Origin of the sequence: Klebsiella terrigena (genome assembly GCF_006539725.1) — a bacterium.
GTDB lineage: Bacteria > Pseudomonadota > Gammaproteobacteria > Enterobacterales > Enterobacteriaceae > Klebsiella > Klebsiella terrigena.
Map to the genome: position 1 here is coordinate 22,584 of NZ_BJNO01000013.1, position 21,679 is coordinate 44,262.

17 protein-coding genes and 1 pseudogene are annotated in these 21,679 nt (G+C 58.4%); 7 read left to right on the forward strand and 11 right to left on the reverse strand.

Annotated elements, in window-relative coordinates; genetic code table 11:
* Positions 1-6: 6 nt before the first annotated feature.
* Both glyQ and RTE01_RS15065 read right to left on the reverse strand, forming a co-directional pair.
* Positions 7-918 (reverse strand): glycine--tRNA ligase subunit alpha, encoded by a 912-nt coding sequence (gene glyQ / locus RTE01_RS15060; RefSeq protein ID WP_041143161.1) that lies wholly within the window; start codon positions 916-918, stop codon positions 7-9.
* A gap of 137 nt (positions 919-1,055) precedes the next feature.
* Positions 1,056-1,361 carry a YsaB family lipoprotein gene (locus RTE01_RS15065; protein WP_041143162.1) on the reverse strand — a complete coding sequence of 102 codons (306 nt, stop codon included), beginning with the start codon at positions 1,359-1,361 and terminating at the stop codon, positions 1,056-1,058.
* A gap of 179 nt (positions 1,362-1,540) precedes the next feature.
* Here RTE01_RS15065 and RTE01_RS15070 point away from each other — a divergent pair, with 179 nt between their 5' ends.
* Positions 1,541-2,536 carry an acyltransferase gene (locus RTE01_RS15070; protein ID WP_134528104.1) on the forward strand — a complete coding sequence of 332 codons (996 nt, stop codon included), beginning with the start codon at positions 1,541-1,543 and terminating at the stop codon, positions 2,534-2,536.
* 41 nt (positions 2,537-2,577) lie between these two features.
* On the opposite strand, the gene xylB is transcribed toward RTE01_RS15070, so the two are convergent.
* Together xylB and xylA are read right to left on the reverse strand one after the other, a co-directional pair.
* Positions 2,578-4,032, reverse strand: a complete 1,455-nt coding sequence (gene xylB / locus RTE01_RS15075) for a xylulokinase (RefSeq protein WP_141335142.1) — start codon at positions 4,030-4,032, stop codon at positions 2,578-2,580.
* Positions 4,033-4,120: 88 nt separating this feature from the next.
* Positions 4,121-5,443 (reverse strand): xylose isomerase, encoded by a 1,323-nt coding sequence (xylA, locus tag RTE01_RS15080; protein WP_041143165.1) that lies wholly within the window; start codon positions 5,441-5,443, stop codon positions 4,121-4,123.
* Positions 5,444-5,815: 372 nt separating this feature from the next.
* Here xylA and xylF point away from each other — a divergent pair, with 372 nt between their 5' ends.
* The 4 genes from xylF to xylR all read left to right on the forward strand — a co-directional run bounded on the left by xylF (position 5,816) and on the right by xylR (position 10,877).
* Complete coding sequence (gene xylF, locus RTE01_RS15085) at positions 5,816-6,808, forward strand: D-xylose ABC transporter substrate-binding protein (RefSeq protein ID WP_134528107.1); 993 nt, start codon at positions 5,816-5,818, stop codon at positions 6,806-6,808.
* 65 nt (positions 6,809-6,873) lie between these two features.
* Positions 6,874-8,415, forward strand: a complete 1,542-nt coding sequence (locus RTE01_RS15090; RefSeq protein ID WP_041143167.1) for a xylose ABC transporter ATP-binding protein — start codon at positions 6,874-6,876, stop codon at positions 8,413-8,415.
* Positions 8,393-9,574: a xylose ABC transporter permease XylH gene (gene xylH, locus RTE01_RS15095; RefSeq protein ID WP_141335144.1), complete on the forward strand. Its 1,182-nt coding sequence runs from the start codon at positions 8,393-8,395 to the stop codon at positions 9,572-9,574. Before RTE01_RS15090 ends, xylH begins: the two co-directional genes overlap by 23 nt.
* Before the next feature lie 124 nt (positions 9,575-9,698).
* Positions 9,699-10,877 carry a D-xylose utilization transcriptional activator XylR gene (gene xylR, locus RTE01_RS15100; RefSeq protein WP_041143169.1) on the forward strand — a complete coding sequence of 393 codons (1,179 nt, stop codon included), beginning with the start codon at positions 9,699-9,701 and terminating at the stop codon, positions 10,875-10,877.
* A gap of 64 nt (positions 10,878-10,941) precedes the next feature.
* Here the strand turns inward: xylR and RTE01_RS15105 are convergent, their stop codons facing one another.
* On the reverse strand, positions 10,942-11,760 hold the full coding sequence (locus tag RTE01_RS15105; RefSeq protein ID WP_071844863.1) for a protein bax: 819 nt from the start codon (positions 11,758-11,760) through the stop codon (positions 10,942-10,944).
* Positions 11,761-12,075: 315 nt separating this feature from the next.
* Between RTE01_RS15105 and RTE01_RS15110 the strand changes: the two genes are divergently transcribed.
* Together RTE01_RS15110 and avtA are read left to right on the forward strand one after the other, a co-directional pair.
* Positions 12,076-14,109: an alpha-amylase gene (locus tag RTE01_RS15110; protein WP_141335146.1), complete on the forward strand. Its 2,034-nt coding sequence runs from the start codon at positions 12,076-12,078 to the stop codon at positions 14,107-14,109.
* Between the two features lie 174 nt (positions 14,110-14,283).
* Entirely contained in the window at positions 14,284-15,540 is a 1,257-nt protein-coding gene (gene avtA, locus RTE01_RS15115; protein WP_134528110.1) for a valine--pyruvate transaminase, read from the forward strand.
* Positions 15,541-15,558: 18 nt separating this feature from the next.
* On the opposite strand, the gene RTE01_RS15120 is transcribed toward avtA, so the two are convergent.
* From RTE01_RS15120 to RTE01_RS15145, 6 genes and pseudogenes are all read right to left on the reverse strand, one after another.
* Positions 15,559-16,047, reverse strand: coding sequence for a 4Fe-4S binding protein (locus RTE01_RS15120; RefSeq protein WP_041143173.1), 489 nt, complete (start codon positions 16,045-16,047; stop codon positions 15,559-15,561).
* A gap of 141 nt (positions 16,048-16,188) precedes the next feature.
* Positions 16,189-16,476: pseudogene (locus RTE01_RS15125) on the reverse strand (IclR family transcriptional regulator domain-containing protein); the annotation flags it as partial.
* A 35-nt stretch (positions 16,477-16,511) separates the two neighbouring features.
* Positions 16,512-18,350, reverse strand: a complete 1,839-nt coding sequence (gene selB / locus RTE01_RS15130) for a selenocysteine-specific translation elongation factor (protein WP_115191685.1) — start codon at positions 18,348-18,350, stop codon at positions 16,512-16,514.
* A complete protein-coding gene (gene selA, locus RTE01_RS15135) occupies positions 18,347-19,735 on the reverse strand; it encodes an L-seryl-tRNA(Sec) selenium transferase (RefSeq protein WP_134528113.1) in 1,389 nt (462 codons plus the stop codon). Before selA ends, selB begins: the two co-directional genes overlap by 4 nt.
* A 106-nt stretch (positions 19,736-19,841) precedes the next feature.
* On the reverse strand, positions 19,842-20,450 hold the full coding sequence (locus RTE01_RS15140) for a glutathione S-transferase (protein WP_115191683.1): 609 nt from the start codon (positions 20,448-20,450) through the stop codon (positions 19,842-19,844).
* Between the two features lie 90 nt (positions 20,451-20,540).
* Positions 20,541-21,677 (reverse strand): HlyD family secretion protein, encoded by a 1,137-nt coding sequence (locus RTE01_RS15145; RefSeq protein WP_041143189.1) that lies wholly within the window; start codon positions 21,675-21,677, stop codon positions 20,541-20,543.
* Positions 21,678-21,679: the final 2 nt, after the last annotated feature.

Sequence of the window (21,679 nt, forward strand, 5' to 3'; positions counted from 1 at the left end):
CGCCTCTTATTTGTTTTTGTTGCACATCGGGAAGCCAAGGGCCTCACGGGAAGCGTAGTAAGCTTCTGCCACCGCTTTCGTCAGGGTGCGGATGCGCAGAATATAGCGCTGACGCTCGGTGACGGAGATGGCTTTACGCGCATCCAGCAGGTTGAAGCTATGGGCGGCCTTCAGAATGCGCTCGTAGGCGGGCAGCGGCAGCGGATTTTCCAGCGCCAGCAGCTGCTGCGCTTCTTTCTCATACTGCTCAAAGCAGGAGAACAGGAAGTCCACGTCAGCGTATTCAAAGTTATAGGTTGATTGCTCGACTTCGTTCTGATGGAACACGTCACCGTAGGTCGTTTTACCCAGCGGGCCGTCGCTCCATACCAGGTCGTAAACGCTGTCTACGCCCTGAATGTACATCGCCAGGCGCTCCAGACCGTAGGTGATCTCGCCGGTGACCGGCTTACATTCCATACCACCCACCTGCTGGAAGTAGGTGAACTGCGTCACTTCCATACCGTTCAGCCACACTTCCCAGCCCAGACCCCAGGCACCCAGCGTTGGGTTTTCCCAGTTGTCTTCCACGAAGCGGATATCATGAATAGTCGGATCCATACCCAGCTCTTTAAGAGACCCGAGGTACAGCTCCTGGATGTTGTCCGGCGATGGCTTAATGACCACCTGGAACTGATAGTAGTGCTGCAGGCGGTTCGGGTTTTCACCATAGCGGCCGTCGGTCGGACGACGCGAAGGCTGCACGTAGGCAGTCGCCATCGGCTCTGGCCCCAGCGCGCGCAGGCAGGTCATTGGGTGGGAGGTGCCGGCGCCAACTTCCATGTCCAGTGGTTGAACAATGGTGCAGCCCTGACGAGCCCAGTAATCCTGTAAGGTCAGGATCAGGCCCTGGAAGGTCCTGGTATCAAACTTTTGCATATTATTTCGTGCTGGATACGTGTGGATTTAAAGGAAGGGATCAGTATACCCGCTGGCTGCGAGATATACAGTACGAAACGGCGTTGTTTAAGCAAAATTGGGGAAATTAACGCCATCATGCGGCAGCTGCGGGGCATTTAGCGCATAGAAAGATGTAAAAACTGCCCGTCTGGATCGAAAGAACAGATAAAGCGCTCATTCTGCTCGGTATGGCCCGACAGCTCATAGCTTCCCTGGAACTGTTCAAAATGGCTGACGTCAACCAGCCGGGTCCCGGTGCTGTAGCGTCTTGCCGCCTGATCCTTACACAGCTGCTCCATATTCAGGGTAATTTGCGGCGTAATCCGCGCTCTTTGCGCTTTTTGTGGCGGCTGAGACGGCGTCTGGCTGCAGCCGGCGAGCACAAGCAGCAGCAGTCCAGAAAAGAAACATTTCATCACCATTTTCCTCGACCGCCTTGTTAGCAAATTGTTATCGTTCAGATTACGTGAAATCACCCGGACATTGTGCGAATCTCTCCACATCTCTACAAGCATGCGGCGGCAAACTCAGAATATTCCATTGCGACACCGCGGTATCAGGGAAGTCAGACCCTGTTTAAGAAGGAACCACTGAGGTACTGATGCAGGAAAAAATAAACTGGATTACGAGTTTGCGCGGTATCGCATGCATGATGGTGGTGATGATCCACAGCACCACCTGGTACATCACCCATCCCCACGCCATCAGCCTGGTGGAATGGGATATGGCCAACCTGCTCAACTCCGCCTCTCGCGTCAGCGTCCCGCTCTTCTTCATGATGTCTGGGTACCTGTTTTTCGGCGAACGCAGCGCCCAGCCGCGGCACTTTCTGCGTATCGTGCTGTGCGTGCTGTTTTACAGCGCCGTGTCGCTGCTCTACATCGCCCTGTTTACCCATATCAACGTCGAGCTCTCGCTAAGAAACCTGCTGCAAAAGCCGGTGTTCTATCACCTGTGGTTTTTCTTCGCGATTATCGTCATCTATCTGCTCTCGCCGCTTATTCAGGTTAAGCAGGCCAGCGGTAAAATGCTGCTGGCGCTGATGCTGGTCATCGGCATCCTCGCCAACCCCAATATGGTCAGCGTAAAAGCGGGTGGTATCGAATGGCTGCCGCTCAATCTCTATATCAGCGGCGATGCCTTTTACTACGTGCTGTACGGCGTACTTGGCCGGGCGATTGGCATGATGGAGACGGATAAAAAATGGCTGACTCTGCTGTGTGCCGCGCTGTTCGTCAGCGCCGTCTGGGTGATATCGCGCGGAACGCTGCATGAGCTCAAGTGGCGCGGCGACTTCGGCGATACCTGGTATTTATACTGCGGGCCGGCGGTGTTTGTGTGCGCGGTAGCCCTGCTGACGCTGGCGAAAAACACCCTTAACGCGCGTCAAATCCCCATTCTGGCGCTCATCGCCCGCCACTCTCTGGGGATCTACGGCTTTCATGCGCTGATTATCCACGCGCTGCGGGCCAGCGGCCTGGAGCTCACCCGCTGGCCGCTGCTGGATATTCTGTGGATCTTTAGCGCCGCCCTGCTGGGCAGCCTGCTGCTGTCGGCGCTGGTGCAGCGCATCGACACGCGTCGGCTGGTGAGCTAGCGCCACGGTCAAACCCGCTCCCGCGCGGGAGCGGATCGCCGCTACGACATCAGCGGGAGAAGCTGCTGATAAATCTGGCGGAAGGTTTCGCGACGCGGAGCATAGAGCGCGACGCGTTCGCTATTCGGACGGTGAGCCTGCTCAAGCGGCAGCTGGGGCAGCAGATCCGCCCAGGACTCCCCTTGATGCAGCGCCAGCTGCGCGAGTCTCGCGGCGCCCAGCGCCGGTCCAACGTCGCCGCCGGTACGGTAATCCAGCTGCTGTCCGCTGATGTCAGCCAGCATCTGCCGCCACCAGGGGCTGCGCGCGCCTCCGCCAATCAGGGTGATGCTCTCGGGCCTGATGCCGCAGGCGTGGACCGCATCCATACCGTCCGCCAGCGCATATCCCACCCCTTCCAGCACCGCACGCGCCAGCTCCGCCGGGCCATGCTGATGCGTCAGGCCGAAAAAGACGCCCTTCGCCTGCGGGTTGTTATGCGGCGTACGCTCGCCGGAAAGATAGGGTAGAAACCACACCGGGCCCGCGCGCTCATCGGCGGATTCGGCCGCGCCGATCAGCGCCGGAACCGTACCCAGGCCGGTCAGCTTAGCCGCCCAGTCGAGGCAGGATGCCGCGCTGAGCATGACCGACATCAAATGCCAGCGCCCGGGAAGCGCGTGGCAGAAGCTGTGCACCGCGCTTTCGGGTTTGCTGAGAAACCCTTCGCTGACGGCAAAGTAAACGCCGGAAGTCCCCAGCGATAGCATCGCCTGTCCCGCGTCCGCCATGCCCACGCCAACGGCACCGGCGGCGTTATCCCCGCCGCCGGCCACCACCAGCGCCTGCGGCATATTCCACGCCCCGGCGATAGCCGGGCGCAGCGCTCCCGTCACCTCGCTGCCTTCAAATAGCGCGGGCATGTTATCGCGGCTCAGGCCGCAGGCGGCGAGCATCTCGTCGCTCCAGTCGCGCTTTGCCACGTCCATCCACATCGTCCCGGCAGCGTCAGACATATCGCTGGCGAACTCGCCGGTCATGCGTAAGCGTAAATAGTCTTTCGGCAGCAGGACCTTATCAACCTGGCTGAAGACGTCCGGCTCGTGTCGCTGAACCCACAGCAGCTTCGGCGCCGTAAAGCCGGGCATCATCAGGTTGCCGGTGATCTGCCGCGACCGCCCGACCCGCTCTTCCAGCAGGGCGCACTCTTCGCCGCAGCGCCCGTCGTTCCATAAAATGGCCGGACGCAGCACCCGCTGCTGCTTATCCAGCAGCGTGGCGCCATGCATCTGCCCGGCGATACCGATAGCCTTCACGTCGCGCAGGGAGTGCTGCTCTCCCAACGCTTTGATCGCGCTATCCGTTGCCTGCCACCAGTGCTCGGGATCTTGTTCGGACCATAAAGGGTGCGGGCGCGATACGCTGAGCTTTTCCGTGTGCGAAGCCAGTACCTCACCCTGCTCATTGAGCAAAATGGCCTTCACGCCCGAGGTACCTAAATCAATCCCGATGTACATACCGACTCTCCTGAACAGCGCGCCACGGCTGAGCGTGGCGCGAAAAGCGTGCTAAATAGCCTATGCCCGGACGCGCCGGGCATTGTCATCACTTATCAAAAAGATAGTGATTCACCAGATTTTCCAGCTGCTCCTGGTGTCCACTCTGGTGCTGCGGTGCCAGATTATGCTGCGCGGCATGCTGAGCAATTTCCGTCAGCGTCATCTGCCCCTTGAGGATTTGCTGGCCCAGATCGCCGTTCCAGCCGGCATAGCGTTTTGCTACGCGCTTATCCAGCTCACCATCTTCAATCATCCGCGCTGCCACCTTCAGCGACAGGGCCATCGTATCCATCGCCCCAATATGACCATAGAACAGATCGTACTTATCGGTGCTTTGACGACGTACTTTGGCATCGAAATTCATCCCGCCGGTCGTGAAACCGCCGGCCTTGAGAATTTCATACATCACCAGGGCGTTTTCTTCCACGCTATTCGGGAACTGATCGGTATCCCAGCCCAGCTGCGGGTCGCCGCGGTTGGCATCGACGGAGCCAAACAGGCCCAGCGCGATGGCGGTGGCAATCTCGTGGTGGAAGCTGTGACCTGCCAGCGTCGCGTGGTTCGCTTCGATATTCAGCTTAATCTCTTTTTCCAGGCCGAACTGCTTGAGGAAGCCATAGACGGTGGAGGCGTCGTAGTCGTACTGATGCTTGGTCGGCTCCTGCGGCTTCGGCTCAATCAGCAGCGTCCCCTGGAAGCCAATTTTATGTTTGTGCTCAACCACCAGCTGCATAAACCGGCCAATCTGCTCACGCTCCTGGCGCAGGTCGGTATTGAGCAGCGTCTCATACCCTTCGCGGCCGCCCCACAGGACGTAGTTTTCCCCGCCCAGCTTGTGGGTGGCATCCATGGCGGTCACGACCTGCGTCGCCGCCCAGCTGAACACTTCCGGATCCGGGTTAGTTGCCGCACCTGCGCCGTAGCGCGGGTTAGTAAAGCAGTTCGCGGTGCCCCACAGCAGCTTCACGCCGCTGTGCTCCTGTTTTGCCGCCAGCACATCGACCATCTGTGCGAAATTGTTGAGATACTCCTTCAGCGACGCGCCTTCCGGGGAGACGTCAACGTCGTGGAAGCAGTAGTACGGGACGTTCAGCTTGTGGAAAAACTCAAAGGCGACATCGGCTTTACGTTTTGCCATTTCCAGGGCGTCGCCCGGCTGCTGCCACGGACGGTTGAAGGAACCGACGCCAAACATATCGGCCCCGTTCCAGCAGAACGTATGCCAGTAGCAGGCCGCAAACCGCAGGTGTTCTTCCATGCGTTTACCCAGCACCAGCTCATCCGGATTGTAGTGACGGAAAGCCAGCGGGTTAGTGGATTTAGTGCCTTCATAACGAACGCGATCGAGTTGATCGAAATAGGTCTGCATAATGAACTCCATATTCAGGGATGCGGCGGGTAATAATTCATAAGCCAATATAGAATTGCTGTTTTACTTTCCTCAATTACGTTATTTCACACCGCCGTTAAGAGAATCCGCAAACGTGCGCCAGATCGCAAAAATAACCGGCTTATTCGCTATTTATGGCCTATCCCAATGAAAGATCGGCACAATCCCTGAGGCCTTAAAGATTAAAATAAGATCGCGGTCATAAATCAGCAAATAAACTAAATTTCATAACGCCAAAATAAGCACAGGTAATTGCCAGCACCCATTTCCCCGTTAAGAATCTTCAGCGTATCAGGCCGTCTGCTTTTACCGCTCGTTTTATCCTGCACTTTACAAAAAGGTATTATTATTATGAAGATAAAGAACCTTTGCCTCACGCTCTGCGCTTCACTCATTCTGACCAGCATGGCGGGTATTGCTAAAGAAGTTAAAATTGGTATGGCCATTGACGATCTTCGACTGGAGCGCTGGCAGAAAGATCGCGATATTTTTGTCAACAAGGCTGAATCATTAGGCGCAAAAGTATTTGTACAGTCTGCCAACGGCAATGAAGAAACGCAAATGTCGCAAATTGAAAATATGATAAATCGCGGCGTTGATGTTCTTGTCATTATTCCTTACAACGGTCAGGTGTTAAGTAACGTTATTAAAGAAGCGAAGCAGGAGGGAATCAAAGTTCTCGCCTATGACCGTATGATTAATAACGCAGATATTGATTTCTATATTTCATTCGATAACGAAAAAGTCGGCGAAATGCAGGCCAAAAGCCTGGTCGATAAAGTCCCCCAGGGAAACTATTTCCTGATGGGCGGCTCGCCTGTAGATAATAACGCCAAGCTCTTCCGCGCCGGGCAAATGAAGGTGCTCAAGCCCTATATCGATCAGGACAAAATTAAAATTGTCGGCGATCAGTGGGTCGACGGCTGGCTGCCGGAAAACGCGTTAAAAATAATGGAGAACGCGCTGACCGCCAACAATAACAAAATTGATGCGGTCGTGGCCTCAAACGATGCCACCGCCGGCGGGGCAATCCAGGCGTTAAGCGCCCAGGGGCTGGCGGGGAAAGTGGCGATCTCGGGTCAGGACGCCGACCTCGCCGGAGTGAAGCGCATTATCTCTGGTACCCAGACGATGACGGTTTATAAGCCCATCGTGACGCTTGCCACCACCGCGGCAGAAATTGCCGTTGAGCTCGGTAACGATAAGGTGCCGCACGCTGACACTACCTTAAACAACGGCCTGAAAGACGTCCCGTCGCGTCTGCTGACGCCAATTGAAGTGAATAAAGACAATATTGAACAAACGGTGATTAAAGACGGTTTCCACAAAAAGAGCGAACTGTAACCCCCGACGCCCCTTAACCGGGGCGTTATTCTCGTCCAGCCGGATATCGCTTATGCGGAGCATCTATGTCCTGGTTACTTGAAATGAAGAACATTACCAAATCTTTCGGCGCGGTGAAGGCCGTTGATAATGTCAGCCTGCGGCTTAACGCCGGGGAAGTTGTCTCATTGTGTGGCGAAAATGGTTCCGGAAAATCCACCCTGATGAAGGTGCTGTGCGGCATTTATCCGCACGGCAGCTATGAGGGCGAGATTATTTTCTCTGGCGAAACCCTGCAGGCTGCCCATATTCGCGACACCGAGCGTAAGGGCATTGCCATCATTCACCAGGAGCTCGCGCTGGTAAAACATCTCACGGTGCTGGAGAATATTTTCCTCGGCGCTGAAATTTCCCGTCACGGCCTGCTGGATTATGAAACCATGACCCTACGCTGCCAGAAGCTGCTGGCTCAGGTCAATTTGGCGATATCACCCGATACGCGCGTCGGGGATTTAGGTCTTGGCCAGCAGCAGCTGGTTGAAATTGCCAAAGCGCTCAACAAGCAGGTGCGCTTATTGATTCTCGATGAGCCCACCGCTTCATTAACCGAACAGGAAACGGCAATCCTGCTGAACATTATTCGCGATCTGCAAAATCACGGCATCGCCTGTATTTATATCTCCCACAAGCTCAACGAAGTCAAAGCGATCTCCGACACCATCTGCGTGATTCGCGACGGCCAGCATATTGGTACCCGCGACGCCAGCGGCATGAACGAAGATGATGTTATTACCATGATGGTCGGCCGCGAGCTGACCGCCCTTTACCCCAGCGAGCCGCATACCCGCGGCGACGAGATTTTGCGCGTTGAGAATTTAACCGCCTGGCATCCGGTCAATCGCCATATTAAACGAGTAAACGATATCTCCTTTTCGCTGCATCGCGGTGAAATCCTCGGCATTGCCGGACTGGTCGGCGCCGGGCGTACCGAGGCCGTCCAGTGCCTGTTTGGCGTCTGGCCGGGCCGCTGGGAGGGAAAAATCTATATCGACGGCCAGCCGGTGGCGATTCATCACTGCCAGCAGGCGATTGCTCAGGGTATCGCTATGGTGCCGGAGGATCGTAAAAAAGACGGCATCGTGCCGGTGATGGCGGTCGGCAAGAACATCACCCTGGCCGCGCTGGACCAGTTTAGCGGCCCGCTAAGCAGCCTCGATGACGCCGGGGAGCAGCTGTGCATTCAGCAGTCTATCCAGCGCCTCAAAATCAAAACCTCATCGCCGGATCTGGCCATCGGCCGGCTCAGCGGCGGCAATCAGCAGAAGGCGATCCTCGCCCGCTGCCTGCTGCTGAACCCGCGCATTTTAATTCTTGATGAGCCAACTCGCGGCATTGATATCGGCGCGAAATACGAAATCTACAAGCTGATTAATCAGCTGGTGCAGCAGGGGATCGCCGTTATCGTTATCTCGTCGGAGCTTCCGGAGGTGCTCGGGCTCAGCGATCGGGTGCTGGTCATGCACGAAGGCAAACTGAAAGCCAACTTAATCAACCAGGGTCTAACCCAGGAAAAGGTAATGGAAGCCGCATTGAGGAGCGAACACCATGTCGAAAAACACGCCGTCTGAGATAAAACTGGCCCCATCAGCCTCCGCCGCCCTGCCCGGATTAAAGAGCCTGAACCTTCAGGTTTTCGTCATGATCGCCGCCATCGTGGTCATCATGCTGTTCTTTACCTGGGTTACCGACGGCGCCTACCTGAGCGCGCGCAATATTTCTAACCTGCTGCGGCAGACGGCCATTACCGGGATCCTCGCGGTGGGAATGGTCTTCGTGATTATTTCCGCCGAGATTGACCTCTCCGTCGGCTCAATGATGGGGCTTCTCGGCGGCGCGGCGGCCATCTTCGACGTCTGGCTCGGCTGGCCGCTGCCGCTCACTATTGTGGTGACGCTGGCGATGGGGCTGCTGCTGGGCGCCTGGAACGGGTGGTGGGTCGCCTATCGCAAGGTGCCCTCGTTTATCGTCACTCTTGCCGGCATGCTGGCATTCCGCGGGATTCTGATCGGCATCACCAACGGCACCACGGTCTCCCCGACCAGCCCGGCGATGTCGCAAATCGGCCAAAGCTACCTGCCGGACGGCATTGGCTTCGGTATCGGCGTTGTCGGCATGGCCGCCTTTATTATCTGGCAGTGGCGCGGCCGCCTGCGCCGCCAGGCGCTGGGGTTAACCACCTCCACCTCAACCGCTGCCGTCGGCCGCCAGACTCTTACCGCCGTTTTTGTCCTCGGCGCAATCTGGCTGCTGAACGACTATCGCGGCGTCCCTACGCCGGTGCTGATCCTCGCCGCGCTGCTGCTGGCCGGTATGTTTTTGGCCACCCGCACCGCCTTTGGTCGGCGGATTTACGCCATCGGCGGCAACATTGAGGCCGCCCGCCTGTCGGGCATCAGCGTAGAGCGGACCAAGCTGGCGGTATTCGCCATTAACGGCCTGATGGTGGCGATTGCCGGGCTGATCCTCAGCTCGCGTCTGGGGGCCGGCTCTCCGTCCGCGGGCAACATTGCCGAACTCGACGCCATCGCCGCCTGCGTTATCGGCGGCACCAGCCTTGCCGGCGGCGTAGGCAGCGTGGCCGGGGCGGTGATGGGAGCCTTTATCATGTCCGCGCTGGATAACGGCATGAGCATGATGGACGTCGCCACCTTCTGGCAATACATCGTTAAAGGCGCCATTTTGCTGCTGGCGGTGTGGATGGATTCCGCCACCAAGCGGCGCGCCTGAGGCGCTGGACAGCAGAATGCCCGAATTATTTGCGCTACCGCCAGATTTACGCATAAGTAGCTTGTAATAGTTCGGGCATTGGCCGGTATTGTATGGCCAGCAAGAGAGACCAGGGAACGAGATTATGTTTGAAAAGCGTCACCGTATTACGCTGTTATTCAACGCCAACAAGGCCTACGATCGGCAGGTTGTGGAAGGCGTTGGCGAATATTTACAGGCGTCGCAGCTGGAGTGGGACATTTTTATCGAAGAGGACTTCCGCGCCAGGATAGAGAACATCAGAGAGTGGCTGGGAGACGGGGTGATCGCCGATTATGACGATCCCGAAATTGAAAAGCTGCTGGCCGGCGTCGAGGTACCAATCGTCGGCGTGGGCGGCTCCTACTATCGCCCTGAGGACTACCCGCCGGTTCACTATATCGCTACCGACAACGCCGCCCTGGTTGAGAGCGCCTTCCTGCATCTGAAAGAGAAAGGGGTTCATCGTTTCGCCTTTTACGGGCTGCCGACCTCCAGCGGCAAGCGCTGGGCCGTCGAGCGCGAGCACGCATTTTGCCAGCTGGTGGCAAAAGAGAAGTATCGCGGCGTGGTTTATCAGGGGCTGGAGACGGCGCCGGAAAACTGGCAGCACGCGCAGAACCGCCTGGCGGACTGGCTGCAAACGCTGCCGCCGCAAACGGGGATTATCGCCGTTACCGACGCCCGCGCGCGCCACGTTTTGCAGGCCTGCGAGCTGCTGCATATTCCGGTACCGGAAAAGCTGTGCGTCATCGGCATCGATAACGAAGAGCTGACCCGCTACCTGTCGCGCGTGGCGCTATCGTCAGTGGCCCAGGGAACCCGCCAGATGGGCTATCAGGCGGCAAAGCTGCTGCACCGCCTGCTGGATAAAGAAGCGCTGCCGCTGCAGCGCAGGCTGGTTCCCCCCATGCGGGTCATTGAGCGACGCTCGACGGACTACCGCTCCCTCTCCGACCCTTCGGTTATCCAGGCCATGCACTACATCCGCAATCATGCCTGCAAGGGCATCAAGGTTGAGCAGGTGCTGGACGCCGTCGGGATCTCGCGATCGAACCTTGAGAAGCGCTTTAAAGAGGAGGTGGGCGAAACCATTCATACGGTCATTCACAGCGAGAAGCTGGAGAAGGCGCGTAGCCTGCTGGTTTCGACGACGCTGTCGATTAATGAAATCTCGCAGATGTGCGGCTACCCGTCGCTGCAGTATTTCTATTCCGTGTTTAAGAAAGAGTACGACGTCACGCCGAAGGAGTACCGCGACCGGCACAGCGAAGTGATGATGTAGCGGGAAAAGAGCGAAAAAAATGCCCGGGCAAGCGCACCGGGCATTTTTCATTATAGGGTTTGCATTACATATGTGCGGCAATCAGACGCTGGTTATCCTGATACATCGCGAAGAGATAGTTGTTATAGCTCGACCCTTTGGTCGAATAACCCTTCAGCTTATGAATCATCGTGCTGGCGGTCACTTCCTGGTCCGTTTTACGCAGCTGCGCGCGGGAGGTGCGGAAGGATTTGTACGCCGGATGCGTGTTCAGGTTGGTCACGTAGGCCTGCACCGACTGCTCTACAGAATCAAACTGAGAATAGCCTTTCATCGCACCGCTGCAGTTGCCGCCACCGCACTTCATACCAAACAGATTGTTGTTTACGCGCGCCAGCTTAGACGTACCCCAGCCGCTTTCGGCCGCCGCCATGGTGGCAACCATGCTGTTAGGAATAATGTCGACGCGATCCATCAGCGTATTCCAGGGAATACGGCGCGTGTTGCCAGACCATTTCACCTTATAGCGAGAGGTTATATCTTTCAGACGCGTGCGCTCGCTCGGCGACCAGCGGGAATCATACTGCTTGGTAACAAGCCAGTTACGATCGGCGGTAATCACCTGATTCTGTTTGGTAATATAAGGCATCACTGTCCGGAGAAACGCTTTTTTCCTTGGTGTTCCGGAAGGGTATTTTCGCAAATCAGGAAGTGAACTGCTCTTTACACTATTGCGAGAATACTCTTGTTTACTGCTGACCTTAACACTACTGCTTTTCTTTACTATCGGGGCTTTATGACTCGTTGTTGCCGTGTGGGTTGTTGCCAACACACTACCTGAAAATATGCAGGTAAGTAACATGAGTATCGCAGCCCCATATCGTCGAATGGGAATCGATATCATTAGATCTCCTGGTCGGATATATGCATTCCAACACCTTGTTTTATGCGAAAAAACGTTAATTGAATCGCGAATAGTATCAAAAATACCCAGTGAGAGCACTAACAGAAATAGTCCAATTCCTAAAAGCTGTCACCTGAAATCGGTTTCCGTACGCTGAAAAGGTCGCGAAAATGCTAGCGCCGTCGCATTTTTTGGCTATTTTTTGAACTGAATCACTCACCCCTTTTCATCCTCCCCGTAAAAGCACGAGTGGGATGAGTTCATCCCGCGGTCGGACGGGCAAACTGAACAAAAAACCGCTTACAGGACTTCGGCATGAAACTCGCTGCTCTCGCGTCGCTACTGTTGCCTGGGATGGCCTTCGCCGCCTGGACCACCCCTGACTTTCCCACCTTTACCGAAGAAGGCACCGGCAGATTTATTAGCCAAAACGAGGTGGCGAAGGGTACACGTCCGCTGCAAATAAATTTTGACCAACAGTGCTGGCAGCCGGTCGGAACCATAAAACTCAACCAAATGCTCTCCATGGAGCCCTGCCGCGGCGCGCCCGCGCAGTGGCGAGTTTTCCGCGAAGGCCTGTACACCCTCGATGTCGATACCCGCTCCGGCACGCCGACGCTGATGATCTCCCTCAAAGAGACCGAAACGGCGTCAGCGGCGGCGCCCCAGCTGCGCCAGTGCCCGAAATGGCAGGGCCAGCCGCTGACGATTGCCGTCGGCCAGACCTTTGCAGAAGGCAGCAAGGTGCGTGATTTTTACAGCGGCAACATCGCGACGGTGAGCGGCGGGAAGGTTACCCTCCAGCCGGCCCCCAACAGCAACGGCCTGCTGCTGCTCGAACGGGCGGAAACCGACGCCACCGCGCCGTTTAGCTGGCATAACGCCACGGTCTATTTCGTGCTCACCGACCGCTTCGTTAACGGCAACCCCGCCAACGACAACAGCTACGGGCGGCACAAAGACGGCATGCAGGAGATCGGCACCTTTCACGGCGGCGACCTGCAGGGCTTGACCAGCCGGCTCGACTATCTCCAGCAGCTGGGCGTCAACGCGCTGTGGATAAGCTCCCCGCTGGAGCAGATTCACGGCTGGGTTGGCGGCGGAACCAAGGGAGACTTCCCGCACTACGCCTATCACGGCTACTACGCCCAGGACTGGACGAAGCTGGATGCCAACATGGGTACCGAAGCCGACCTCCGTCGCCTCGTCGATGAGGCCCATAAGCGCGGGATGCGCATCCTGTTTGATGTCGTGATGAACCACACCGGCTACGCGACGCTCGCCGATATGCAGGAGTTCAAATTTGGCTCCCTGTATCTGCAGGGCGATGAGCTGAAAAAGACGTTCGGCGAACGCTGGACCGACTGGAAGCCCGGCCCGGGCCAGAGCTGGCACAGCTTTAACGATTACATCAACTTTAGCGATAAGGCCGGCTGGGAAAAATGGTGGGGGAAACAGTGGATCCGTACCGATATCGGCGACTACGACAACCCCGGCTTTGACGATCTGACCATGTCCCTGGCCTTCCTGCCGGACCTGAAAACGGAATCGACAACCCCTTCCGGCCTGCCGAACTTCTATCATCAGAAAGCGGATACCGCCGCCAAAGAGATCCCCGGCTTCACGCCGCGCGACTACCTGACCCACTGGCTCAGCCAGTGGGTGCGTGATTACGGTATTGACGGTTTCCGCGTCGATACCGCCAAGCACGTCGAGCAGGCCGCCTGGCAGCAGCTGAAAACCCAGGCGACCGCGGCGCTGGCGGAGTGGAAAAAGGCCAACCCCGATAAGGCGCTGGATAACGCGCCGTTCTGGATGACCGGCGAGGCCTGGGGCCACGGCGTCATGCAGAGCGACTACTATCGCCACGGTTTTGACGCGATGATTAACTTCGATTATCAGGATCAGGCGGCGAAGGCCGCCGATTGCCTGGCCAATATGGACCTGACCTGGCAGCAAATGGCGGACAAGCTGCAGCAGTTTAACGTCCTGAGCTACCTCTCATCGCACGATACGCGCCTGTTCCGCGAAGGCGGCAGCTCGGCGGCCGAACTGCTGCTGCTCGCCCCTGGCGCGGTACAAATCTTCTACGGCGATGAGTCCTCGCGGCCCTTTGGCCCGACCGGCTCAGACCCGCTGCAGGGCACGCGCTCGGATATGAACTGGCAGGACGTCGCGGGCAAAGCCGCGCTTAGCGTGACGCACTGGCAGAAGCTCGGCCAGTTCCGCGCCCGCCACCCGGCTATCGGTATGGGCAAGCAAACCACCCTCACCCTGCCGCAGGGCTACGGTTTTGTACGCGAAAACGGCGATGATAAAGTGATGGTCGTTTGGGCAGGCCAGCGCTAGCCCACGGATAAGCGGCACCTTCGGCTATCGAGGGTGCCGCAACAGAATAAATCGCTATAAAAAACAGACAACTCAGCACAATAACAAAACCCTCTCCATTTCCGCAGATTTGCACCTCGCCAACGCTGGCGTTATGGTTACCCACTTTCCAGACATACCGACAGATTATTCGCGATGACATTTTCACTTTTCGGCGACAAATTCACCCGCCATTCGGGCATTACCCGTTTGATGGAAGACCTTAATGACGGCCTGCGTACGCCGGGTGCAATCATGCTGGGTGGCGGTAATCCCGCGCAAATCCCGGAAATGAATGACTACTTCAAGGACCTGCTTGCCGACATGCTGGCTAACGGTAAAGCCCTTGATGCGCTTTGTAATTACGACGGTCCGCAGGGCAAAAGCGAACTGCTAAGCCTGCTGGCGCAGATGCTGCGTGATGAACTCGGCTGGGAGATTGAACCACAGAATATTGCACTGACAAACGGCAGTCAGAGTGCATTTTTCTACTTATTTAACCTCTTTGCCGGACGCCGTGCTGATGGCACCACCCGTAAGGTGCTGTTCCCGCTGACGCCGGAATATATCGGCTACGCCGATTCGGGTCTCGAAGAGGATCTGTTCGTCGCCACCCGCCCGAATATCGAACTGCTGCCGGAAGGCCAGTTTAAATATCATGTGGATTTTGAGCATCTGCAGGTGACGGAAGAGACGGGGATGATTTGCGTCTCCCGCCCGACTAACCCTACCGGCAACGTGATTACCGACGAAGAGCTGATCAAGCTGGATGCGCTGGCCAATCAGCACGGCGTGCCGCTGGTCATTGATAACGCCTACGGCGTTCCCTTCCCGGGGATTATTTTCAGCGACGCCAGGCCGCTATGGAACCCCAATATCGTGCTGTGCATGAGCCTCTCCAAGCTCGGTCTGCCGGGCAGCCGCTGCGGGATTATCATCGCCAACGAGAAGATCGTTACCGCCATCAGTAATATGAACGGCATTATCAGCCTTGCTCCGGGCGGCATGGGCCCGGCGATGATGTGCGAAATGATTAAGCGCAACGATCTGCTGCGCCTGTCGGAGTCGGTAATTAAGCCGTTCTATTACCAGCGGGTTCAGGAAACCATCGCCATTATTCGCCGCTATCTGCCGGCGGAGCGCTGCCTGATCCATAAGCCGGAAGGCGCCATTTTCCTCTGGCTGTGGTTTAAGGATCTGCCGATTTCCACCGAGCTGCTCTATCAGCGCCTGAAAAAGCGCGGCGTGCTGATGGTGCCGGGCGACTACTTCTTCCCGGGCCTTGATAAGCCCTGGCCGCACACCCACCAGTGCATGCGGATGAACTACGTGCCGGACCCGCAGAAAATTGAAGCAGGCGTGAAAATTCTCGCCGAAGAAGTTGAACGCGCGTGGGGCGAACAGGACGCGTAATCGCGCGCTGTCGTCCCGCTACATCGCCAGCGCCGTCAGCCGACGGCGCCCGGCGCTTAATCTCTCCAGCTCCTCCGCCGTCATGCAGCGCAGCGCCTGGGTCGGACAGGCCGCCACGCAGGCCGGGCCGTCCTCGCTATGGCTGCACAAATCGCACTTCAGCGCCTGCACGCCATCGTCGGTCATCATGACGGTCATCGCGCCGTACGGACAGGCCACCATGCAGCTTTTGCAGCCAATACAGCGCCGCTGATCTACCCGCCACACCGCGTTTTCCCGCCGGATCGCGCCCTGCGGACAAACGTTGGCGCAGGGCGCATCTTCGCACTGTCGGCACAGCGTCGCCGTGGAGAGCTCACCGCTCTTTACCACCCGAATGCGTGGCGCAAACTGCGTTGCAGAAACGGTCGAACAGCTTCGGTCGTGCTGATGGGAGACCACGCAGGCCACTTCGCAGGTACGGCAGCCGATGCATTTGGCCGAATCCGCAGTGATAAAACGGTTCATTTTCCACCCCGCATAACGTTGATTACCGTCAGAGTGCCAGAAAATGAGCCACCTTCGCTTTGATCCCGGCGGGGATTGTTGCCAGATCTGTCATCTGCCTAACGACATCCGGCTTTTTGCCTACACGCGCAAGGTAAATCCCAGCTCGTCGTACATCGCAGGTAGCCCCGTAATGGTGTTGCGCGTCAGCGGCGGCATATGCTGGCCGATATAGGCGCGGGTACGCAGCATCCCGGTCGTCGGTTCCAGCTTATAAATCAGAATGGCGTGATCGTCCTCGCGACTGGAGAAGTTGATGGTTTCCCCGGTAGAGAGGTTTAGCGCTTCAAGATGCGGCGCAGCCACGTGGATAATATTCAGCGAGGTCAGGGCTTTTTGCCCAACGGCGATAAATTTGGTGATTAAGCGGTAACTCCCGGCGGCGGGCGCGGCACGCGCCTCCTCCGGGAATTAGCCGGTGACGCTCAAAGAAACAGCGCCTTATCGCGCAGAATATGATCGTTTCCGCGCCGGCGGGTGAAGCCAATGCGGTCAAAATACTCGAGAATTTGGATCGCCAGCTTTCTGCCGACGTTCAGCTTATCGCGGAAATCAGCGGCGCAGGTCGATCCCCTTTCGAGATCCAGCTCGCGGATCAGCCCGGCGAATTCAACAATCCGATCGTTACGGTAATAACGATCCTTAACGATCGCGGTAATCATGCCCTGCTGTGCCGCCTGGCGCAGCACCGCACGCATTAAGGACTCTTCAACGCCGCTCTCTTTTGCCAGATCGCGTACCCACCAGGGCTCATCGGCAAACAGATCGACCACCCGGAGCCAGATGGCCTGCTGCTCATCGGTAAAGCCCGCCTTGTGCTCCGGCAGATGCAGCCAGCCGTGGTGGCTGTGGATAACCCCGCTTTCGCGCATCTGCTCAATCAGCAGCAGCACCAGCCCTTCGTCCTCCATCGGCAGGGCAATGCGCCGCAGGCGCTCGCGCCCCGTACCCGGCTCATCGCGATGCTGATCGTGATAGCGCGTCAGCGCGTCGATTAATTTGCTCTGCCAGCGCGCCGCCAGCGGGGCGCTGAGCAGGCTGCTGCCCGCCTGAAGATAGCCGGGCTGGCCCATCAGCGCGGCCAGACCGGTTTCGCTAAGCTGCCGGGCCCAGGCAAACTCGCCGAGACGCACCGCATCACGCTGAAGATGCACCTCCAGCGCCAGGGCATCGTCGTCGGCGCTCGCCAGCGTATGCAGCCACTGCAGGTATTCCGGCTTACGCTTGCCGCGGCGCGGCGGATTGAGCGTCACCACTCTGGCGCCAGCCAGGGTGCTGCGGGCGGAGATATCGCGCAGCACCAGGCGATCGTTATCCGCCAGCCACAACGGGCTATCAAGCACCAGCTCGGCCAGCTCCCCCTCCAGCAGCGACACGCGGCCGGTAATATGCCGGGCGGCATGATGGATATGTAACGACTGCCACTGGGTGAGCGGCGCGTGGCGCTGCAGTTCGACAATCACCCGCTCGGACGGTTCGGGAGGCTGAACCGACAGCAGCCAGTCGCCGCGGTTTAGCGCCTCTTTTTGCGCATCGCCAACGATATTGAGCGCAATGCGCTGGCCGGCCCACGCCTGCTCGACCGGCTGGTTCTGCGCATGCAGACCGCGCACGCGCACGGGCTTATCGACGCCGGTAAGCCACAGCGTGTCGCCGACCTTCACTTCGCCGCTGAGCGCCGTACCGGTGACCACCAGCCCCGCGCCCTTAACGGTAAAGGCGCGGTCGATCGCCAGGCGAAAGCGCTGATGCTGCGGATACCCGCGCTCAGAGAGCTGCAGCAGATGCTCACGCAGGGCGCTAATTCCGCGCCCGGACGGTACGGCGGTGACAAACAGTGCGGCGGGCGTAAAACCAAACTCCGCCAGCACCGCTTCTGCGTCGGCGCGCACCTCGTCCACGCGCTGCGCCTCCACGCGATCGGCCTTGGTTAGCGCAACGGTCAACGACGGTTTTCCCGTCAGCTGCAGGATCGCCAGATGCTCGCGGGTCTGCGCCATCACGCCATCGTCACAGGCCACCACCAGCAGCGCGTGATCAATACCGCCCACCCCCGCCAGCATATTGGACAAAAACTTTTCGTGGCCCGGCACGTCGATAAAGCCCAGCACCCGGCCATCGGGCTGCGGCCAGTAGGCGTAGCCCAGATCGATAGTCATCCCGCGGGATTTCTCTTCCGGCAGGCGATCGGCATTCACGCCGGTAATCGCCTGCAGCAGCGTGGTTTTACCGTGGTCAACGTGTCCGGCGGTAGCAATAATCATGGTAATAACATCTCCATAAACCTCGATTCATCTTCAAGGCAGCGCAAATCCAGCCACAGGCGGCCATCGCTAACTCGCCCAATCACCGGCACCGCCAGCGTCCGCCAGCGGGCTGCCAGCGCCTCCAGCCGGCTACCCCGGCCATCGCGCGGGGTGAAGGTCAGCGCCGCGCCGGGCAAGCGATCCACCGGCAGCGAGCCGCTGCCGATTTGTGACAGGCAGGGCTCTATCCGCACCTCAAAGTCAGCGTAGTGCGCGGCAAGCCGCGGCTGCAGGCGCTCCGCCTGAGCGTGGATGGCTTCGGCGGTGCGGGTCAGCAGGCGCAGCGTGGGCAGGCGCTCGGCAAGGGTTTCCGGATGCAGGTAGAGGCGCAGGGTGGCCTCCAGCGCCGCAAGAGTCATTTTATCGGCGCGCAGCGCGCGCTTGAGCGGGTGCTGCTGCAGGCGGGCAATCATCGCCTTTTCACCGACGATAATCCCCGCCTGCGGGCCGCCCAGCAGCTTGTCGCCGGAGAAGCTCACCAGGCTGACCCCGGCGGCAATCATCTCCTGCGGCATTGGCTCCTTCGGCAGGCCGTACTCGCTCAGGTCCACCAGCGAACCGCTGCCCAGATCGACCACCAGCGGAATATCCAGCTCGCGTCCCACCGCCGCCAGCTCCGCCTCATCCACGGTTTTAGTAAAGCCTTCAATGCTGTAGTTGCTGGTATGCACCTTCATCAGCAGGCCGGTATTCTCCCCCACGGCCTGGCGATAATCTTTCGCGTGGGTGCGGTTGGTGGTACCCACCTCGTGTAAAACGCAGCCCGCCTGACGCATCACGTCAGGAATGCGAAACGCGCCGCCAATCTCCACCAGCTCGCCGCGCGAGAGAACGACCTCTTTGCCGCCGGCCGTTGCTGCCAGCATCAGCAGCACCGCCGCCGCGTTGTTATTGACGATGCAGGCATCTTCCGCGCCGGTCAGGCGGCACAGCAGATCCGCCAGCGCGCGGTCGCGGTGGCCGCGTCCGCCGTCGTCGAGGCTATATTCAAGAGTAACCGGCGCCCGCATCGCCTGCGTAACCGCCTCCACCGCGGCCTCGGCCTGAATCGCGCGGCCTAAATTGGTGTGCAGTACCGTTCCCGTCAGGTTGAAAACCGGGCGCAGCGCGCTTTCCGTCGTTTGCGCCAGCCGCCGTTCGGCCTCCCGCGCCCAGTCGCCGCACCAGTCGGGCAGCGCCTGGCTCAGGCGAATATGCTGCCGCGCCTGCTCCAGCATCTGGCGCAGGAGGGCGACAACCTGGGCATGGCCATATTGAGCCAGCACGGATGAAAAGGCGGGATCGCGGAGCAGACGGTCGGTGGCCGGAAGTTGGGTGTAAAGCGCACGAGTATCGGTTGTCATGAATGAGCCTGGCGATAGGTTATTTTCCCCCCTCCCGACGGGAGAGGGAGTCAACAATTGAGCGACGATTGTAACGCCTGCACGCGCAAACTGTTACCTGCCTGGGTCAAGTCCTTGGCGGTTCCGTGCGGGCAAAGCTGGCGCGCTGAAAGAGCGCCTCAACCAGCGCAATCAGCCGAGGCCTCGTCGCGCACCAGCCCGGCGCCACGCGGCGGAAGTTAAGATAGGCGATAGCACAGGCCGCTGAGATCGACGCCAGGTTAATCTCATCGCCGCGCAGGGTGCCGTCGGCCGCGTACCCCTCCAGCGCATCCAGGCCGCGGGCCACCTTCTCGCGCTGGCGCAGCAGCTCCGTTTCCGACTGCTGCGCCGGCGGACGCGCCTTTTCTCGCACCAGCGCCTGCGCCGCCTCCATCACGCCGTCAGCCAGCGCCTCCAGCTGGCGTATTTTCAGCGCCGCCTTCGGATCGCTCGGCAGCATATCCGGCATCACGCCGAGCAGTTCCAGATATTGCGCGATAATCGGCGAGTCGAACCAGCACTCACCGTCATCGGTGACCAGCGCCGGGACCTTGCCTAACGGATTATATTTTGCGACGCCGCTGGCCTCGCTGTAGGGAAATTCATTGACGAACTCGAAGGGAATATCTTTTTCCAGCAGTATGACGGAAATTTTGCGCACAAAGGGACTGGTGTAGCTGCCGATCAGTTTCATTGCCTGCTCCTTTCGCCAACAAAAATCTAAGTATGGTTCAGGAGCAGGCAAATGGCAGGGAGACTTCGCGCCCGCCTGCCGGGACTCGCCTTAATGGTCCAGATAGAGATAGTGCATCCAGCTGGTCATACGCAGCAGGACTTTTCGCATCACCGAAACGTGGGTGAAATGGTCAGAGTAGACCGCAACCTGGGCAAAAATACCGTCCGGGAGCGCCTCGACGTCGGCATTCGGATCGAGCTCAATCGTTGCCAGAACGCCATCGGAGCCCGGCGTCATGGTCAGCGACTGCAGCGCGCCCTGCGCCTGATAGCTGCCGCCGGGCACCACCGGTAAAATAGCGGTCAGCTTGCCGTGAAAGACCTGCCCTGGCAGGGCGCTAAAGACCACCTCAGCGTCATCGCCGTTTTTCAGCCGCAGCAGCGAGTTTTGCCGGAACTGCGCCACGATCAGCCGCTTCTGTTCGGGGATAAACACCATCACCGGGCGCAGCGGTAGCGACGCCGCGTAGGTTCCGGGACGAATCAGCACCTGGGTGATGTAGCCGTTGCTCGGCGCGCGAACAACGGTCTGATCGAGGTTATATTTTGCCTCGGTCAGCTGCGCCCGCAGGCTGACGACCTGCGACTGCTCTCCGCCAACCATACTGTCCAGCTGGCTTTGTATCTGCGCCTGTTCCGCCACCGAGCCTTTCACCATCGCATCCTGAGCGAGGTAGTTTTGGCGGGCGTTATCAATGTCGCTTTCAGAAAACGGATTCACCCGCGCCTGGCTGCCTTTCAGGTAGCGCTGATAGTCTTTGTAAAGCCGGTCACGTTCTGCGGAAACGCGAACGGTATTGGCCTGCGCCTCCGAGAGCTGCGCCTTGAGGTTGTTAATACCGTGCAGCGCGGTGACCAGATCGGCCTGCAGCCTGTCCACCCTTGCCTGATAGCGCACGGGGTCGATAGTGAAGAGCACCTCGCCTTTACTCACCCGCTGGTTCGCTTTATCCGTCACGCTGCTGACCACGCCGGTGACCTGGGGCGTAATAGGGATAGAGACAACCGCCTTCTGCGCGGTGAAAGTATAGGGATGGTTGTAGTTCATTAATAAGATTAGCGCACTAACAATAAATATACCGCCGAGCGCTGCGGTGGGTACCGTCCATTTATTTACCGGGATTTTAAATATTTTAAATATTGACCAGGCGAGCGCCACGTACGTCAAAATAATCAGCAGATCCATGG

Bases quoted from the DNA above. Each gene is read 5' to 3' on its own strand.
- glyQ (WP_041143161.1), bottom strand. From the start codon at position 918: ATGCAAAAGTTTGATACCAGGACCTTCCAGGGCCTGATCCTGACCTTA.
- RTE01_RS15090 (WP_041143167.1), top strand. From the start codon at position 6,874: ATGTCCTGGTTACTTGAAATGAAGAACATTACCAAATCTTTCGGCGCG.
- RTE01_RS15070 (WP_134528104.1), top strand. From the start codon at position 1,541: ATGCAGGAAAAAATAAACTGGATTACGAGTTTGCGCGGTATCGCATGC.
- selB (WP_115191685.1), bottom strand. From the start codon at position 18,350: ATGATTATTGCTACCGCCGGACACGTTGACCACGGTAAAACCACGCTG.
- RTE01_RS15140 (WP_115191683.1), bottom strand. From the start codon at position 20,450: ATGAAACTGATCGGCAGCTACACCAGTCCCTTTGTGCGCAAAATTTCC.
- selA (WP_134528113.1), bottom strand. From the start codon at position 19,735: ATGACAACCGATACTCGTGCGCTTTACACCCAACTTCCGGCCACCGAC.
- xylF (WP_134528107.1), top strand. From the start codon at position 5,816: ATGAAGATAAAGAACCTTTGCCTCACGCTCTGCGCTTCACTCATTCTG.
- xylB (WP_141335142.1), bottom strand. From the start codon at position 4,032: ATGTACATCGGGATTGATTTAGGTACCTCGGGCGTGAAGGCCATTTTG.
- RTE01_RS15120 (WP_041143173.1), bottom strand. From the start codon at position 16,047: ATGAACCGTTTTATCACTGCGGATTCGGCCAAATGCATCGGCTGCCGT.
- RTE01_RS15145 (WP_041143189.1), bottom strand. From the start codon at position 21,677: ATGGATCTGCTGATTATTTTGACGTACGTGGCGCTCGCCTGGTCAATA.
- avtA (WP_134528110.1), top strand. From the start codon at position 14,284: ATGACATTTTCACTTTTCGGCGACAAATTCACCCGCCATTCGGGCATT.
- xylH (WP_141335144.1), top strand. From the start codon at position 8,393: ATGTCGAAAAACACGCCGTCTGAGATAAAACTGGCCCCATCAGCCTCC.
- RTE01_RS15110 (WP_141335146.1), top strand. From the start codon at position 12,076: ATGAAACTCGCTGCTCTCGCGTCGCTACTGTTGCCTGGGATGGCCTTC.
- xylR (WP_041143169.1), top strand. From the start codon at position 9,699: ATGTTTGAAAAGCGTCACCGTATTACGCTGTTATTCAACGCCAACAAG.
- xylA (WP_041143165.1), bottom strand. From the start codon at position 5,443: ATGCAGACCTATTTCGATCAACTCGATCGCGTTCGTTATGAAGGCACT.
- RTE01_RS15065 (WP_041143162.1), bottom strand. From the start codon at position 1,361: ATGGTGATGAAATGTTTCTTTTCTGGACTGCTGCTGCTTGTGCTCGCC.
- RTE01_RS15105 (WP_071844863.1), bottom strand. From the start codon at position 11,760: ATGATATCGATTCCCATTCGACGATATGGGGCTGCGATACTCATGTTA.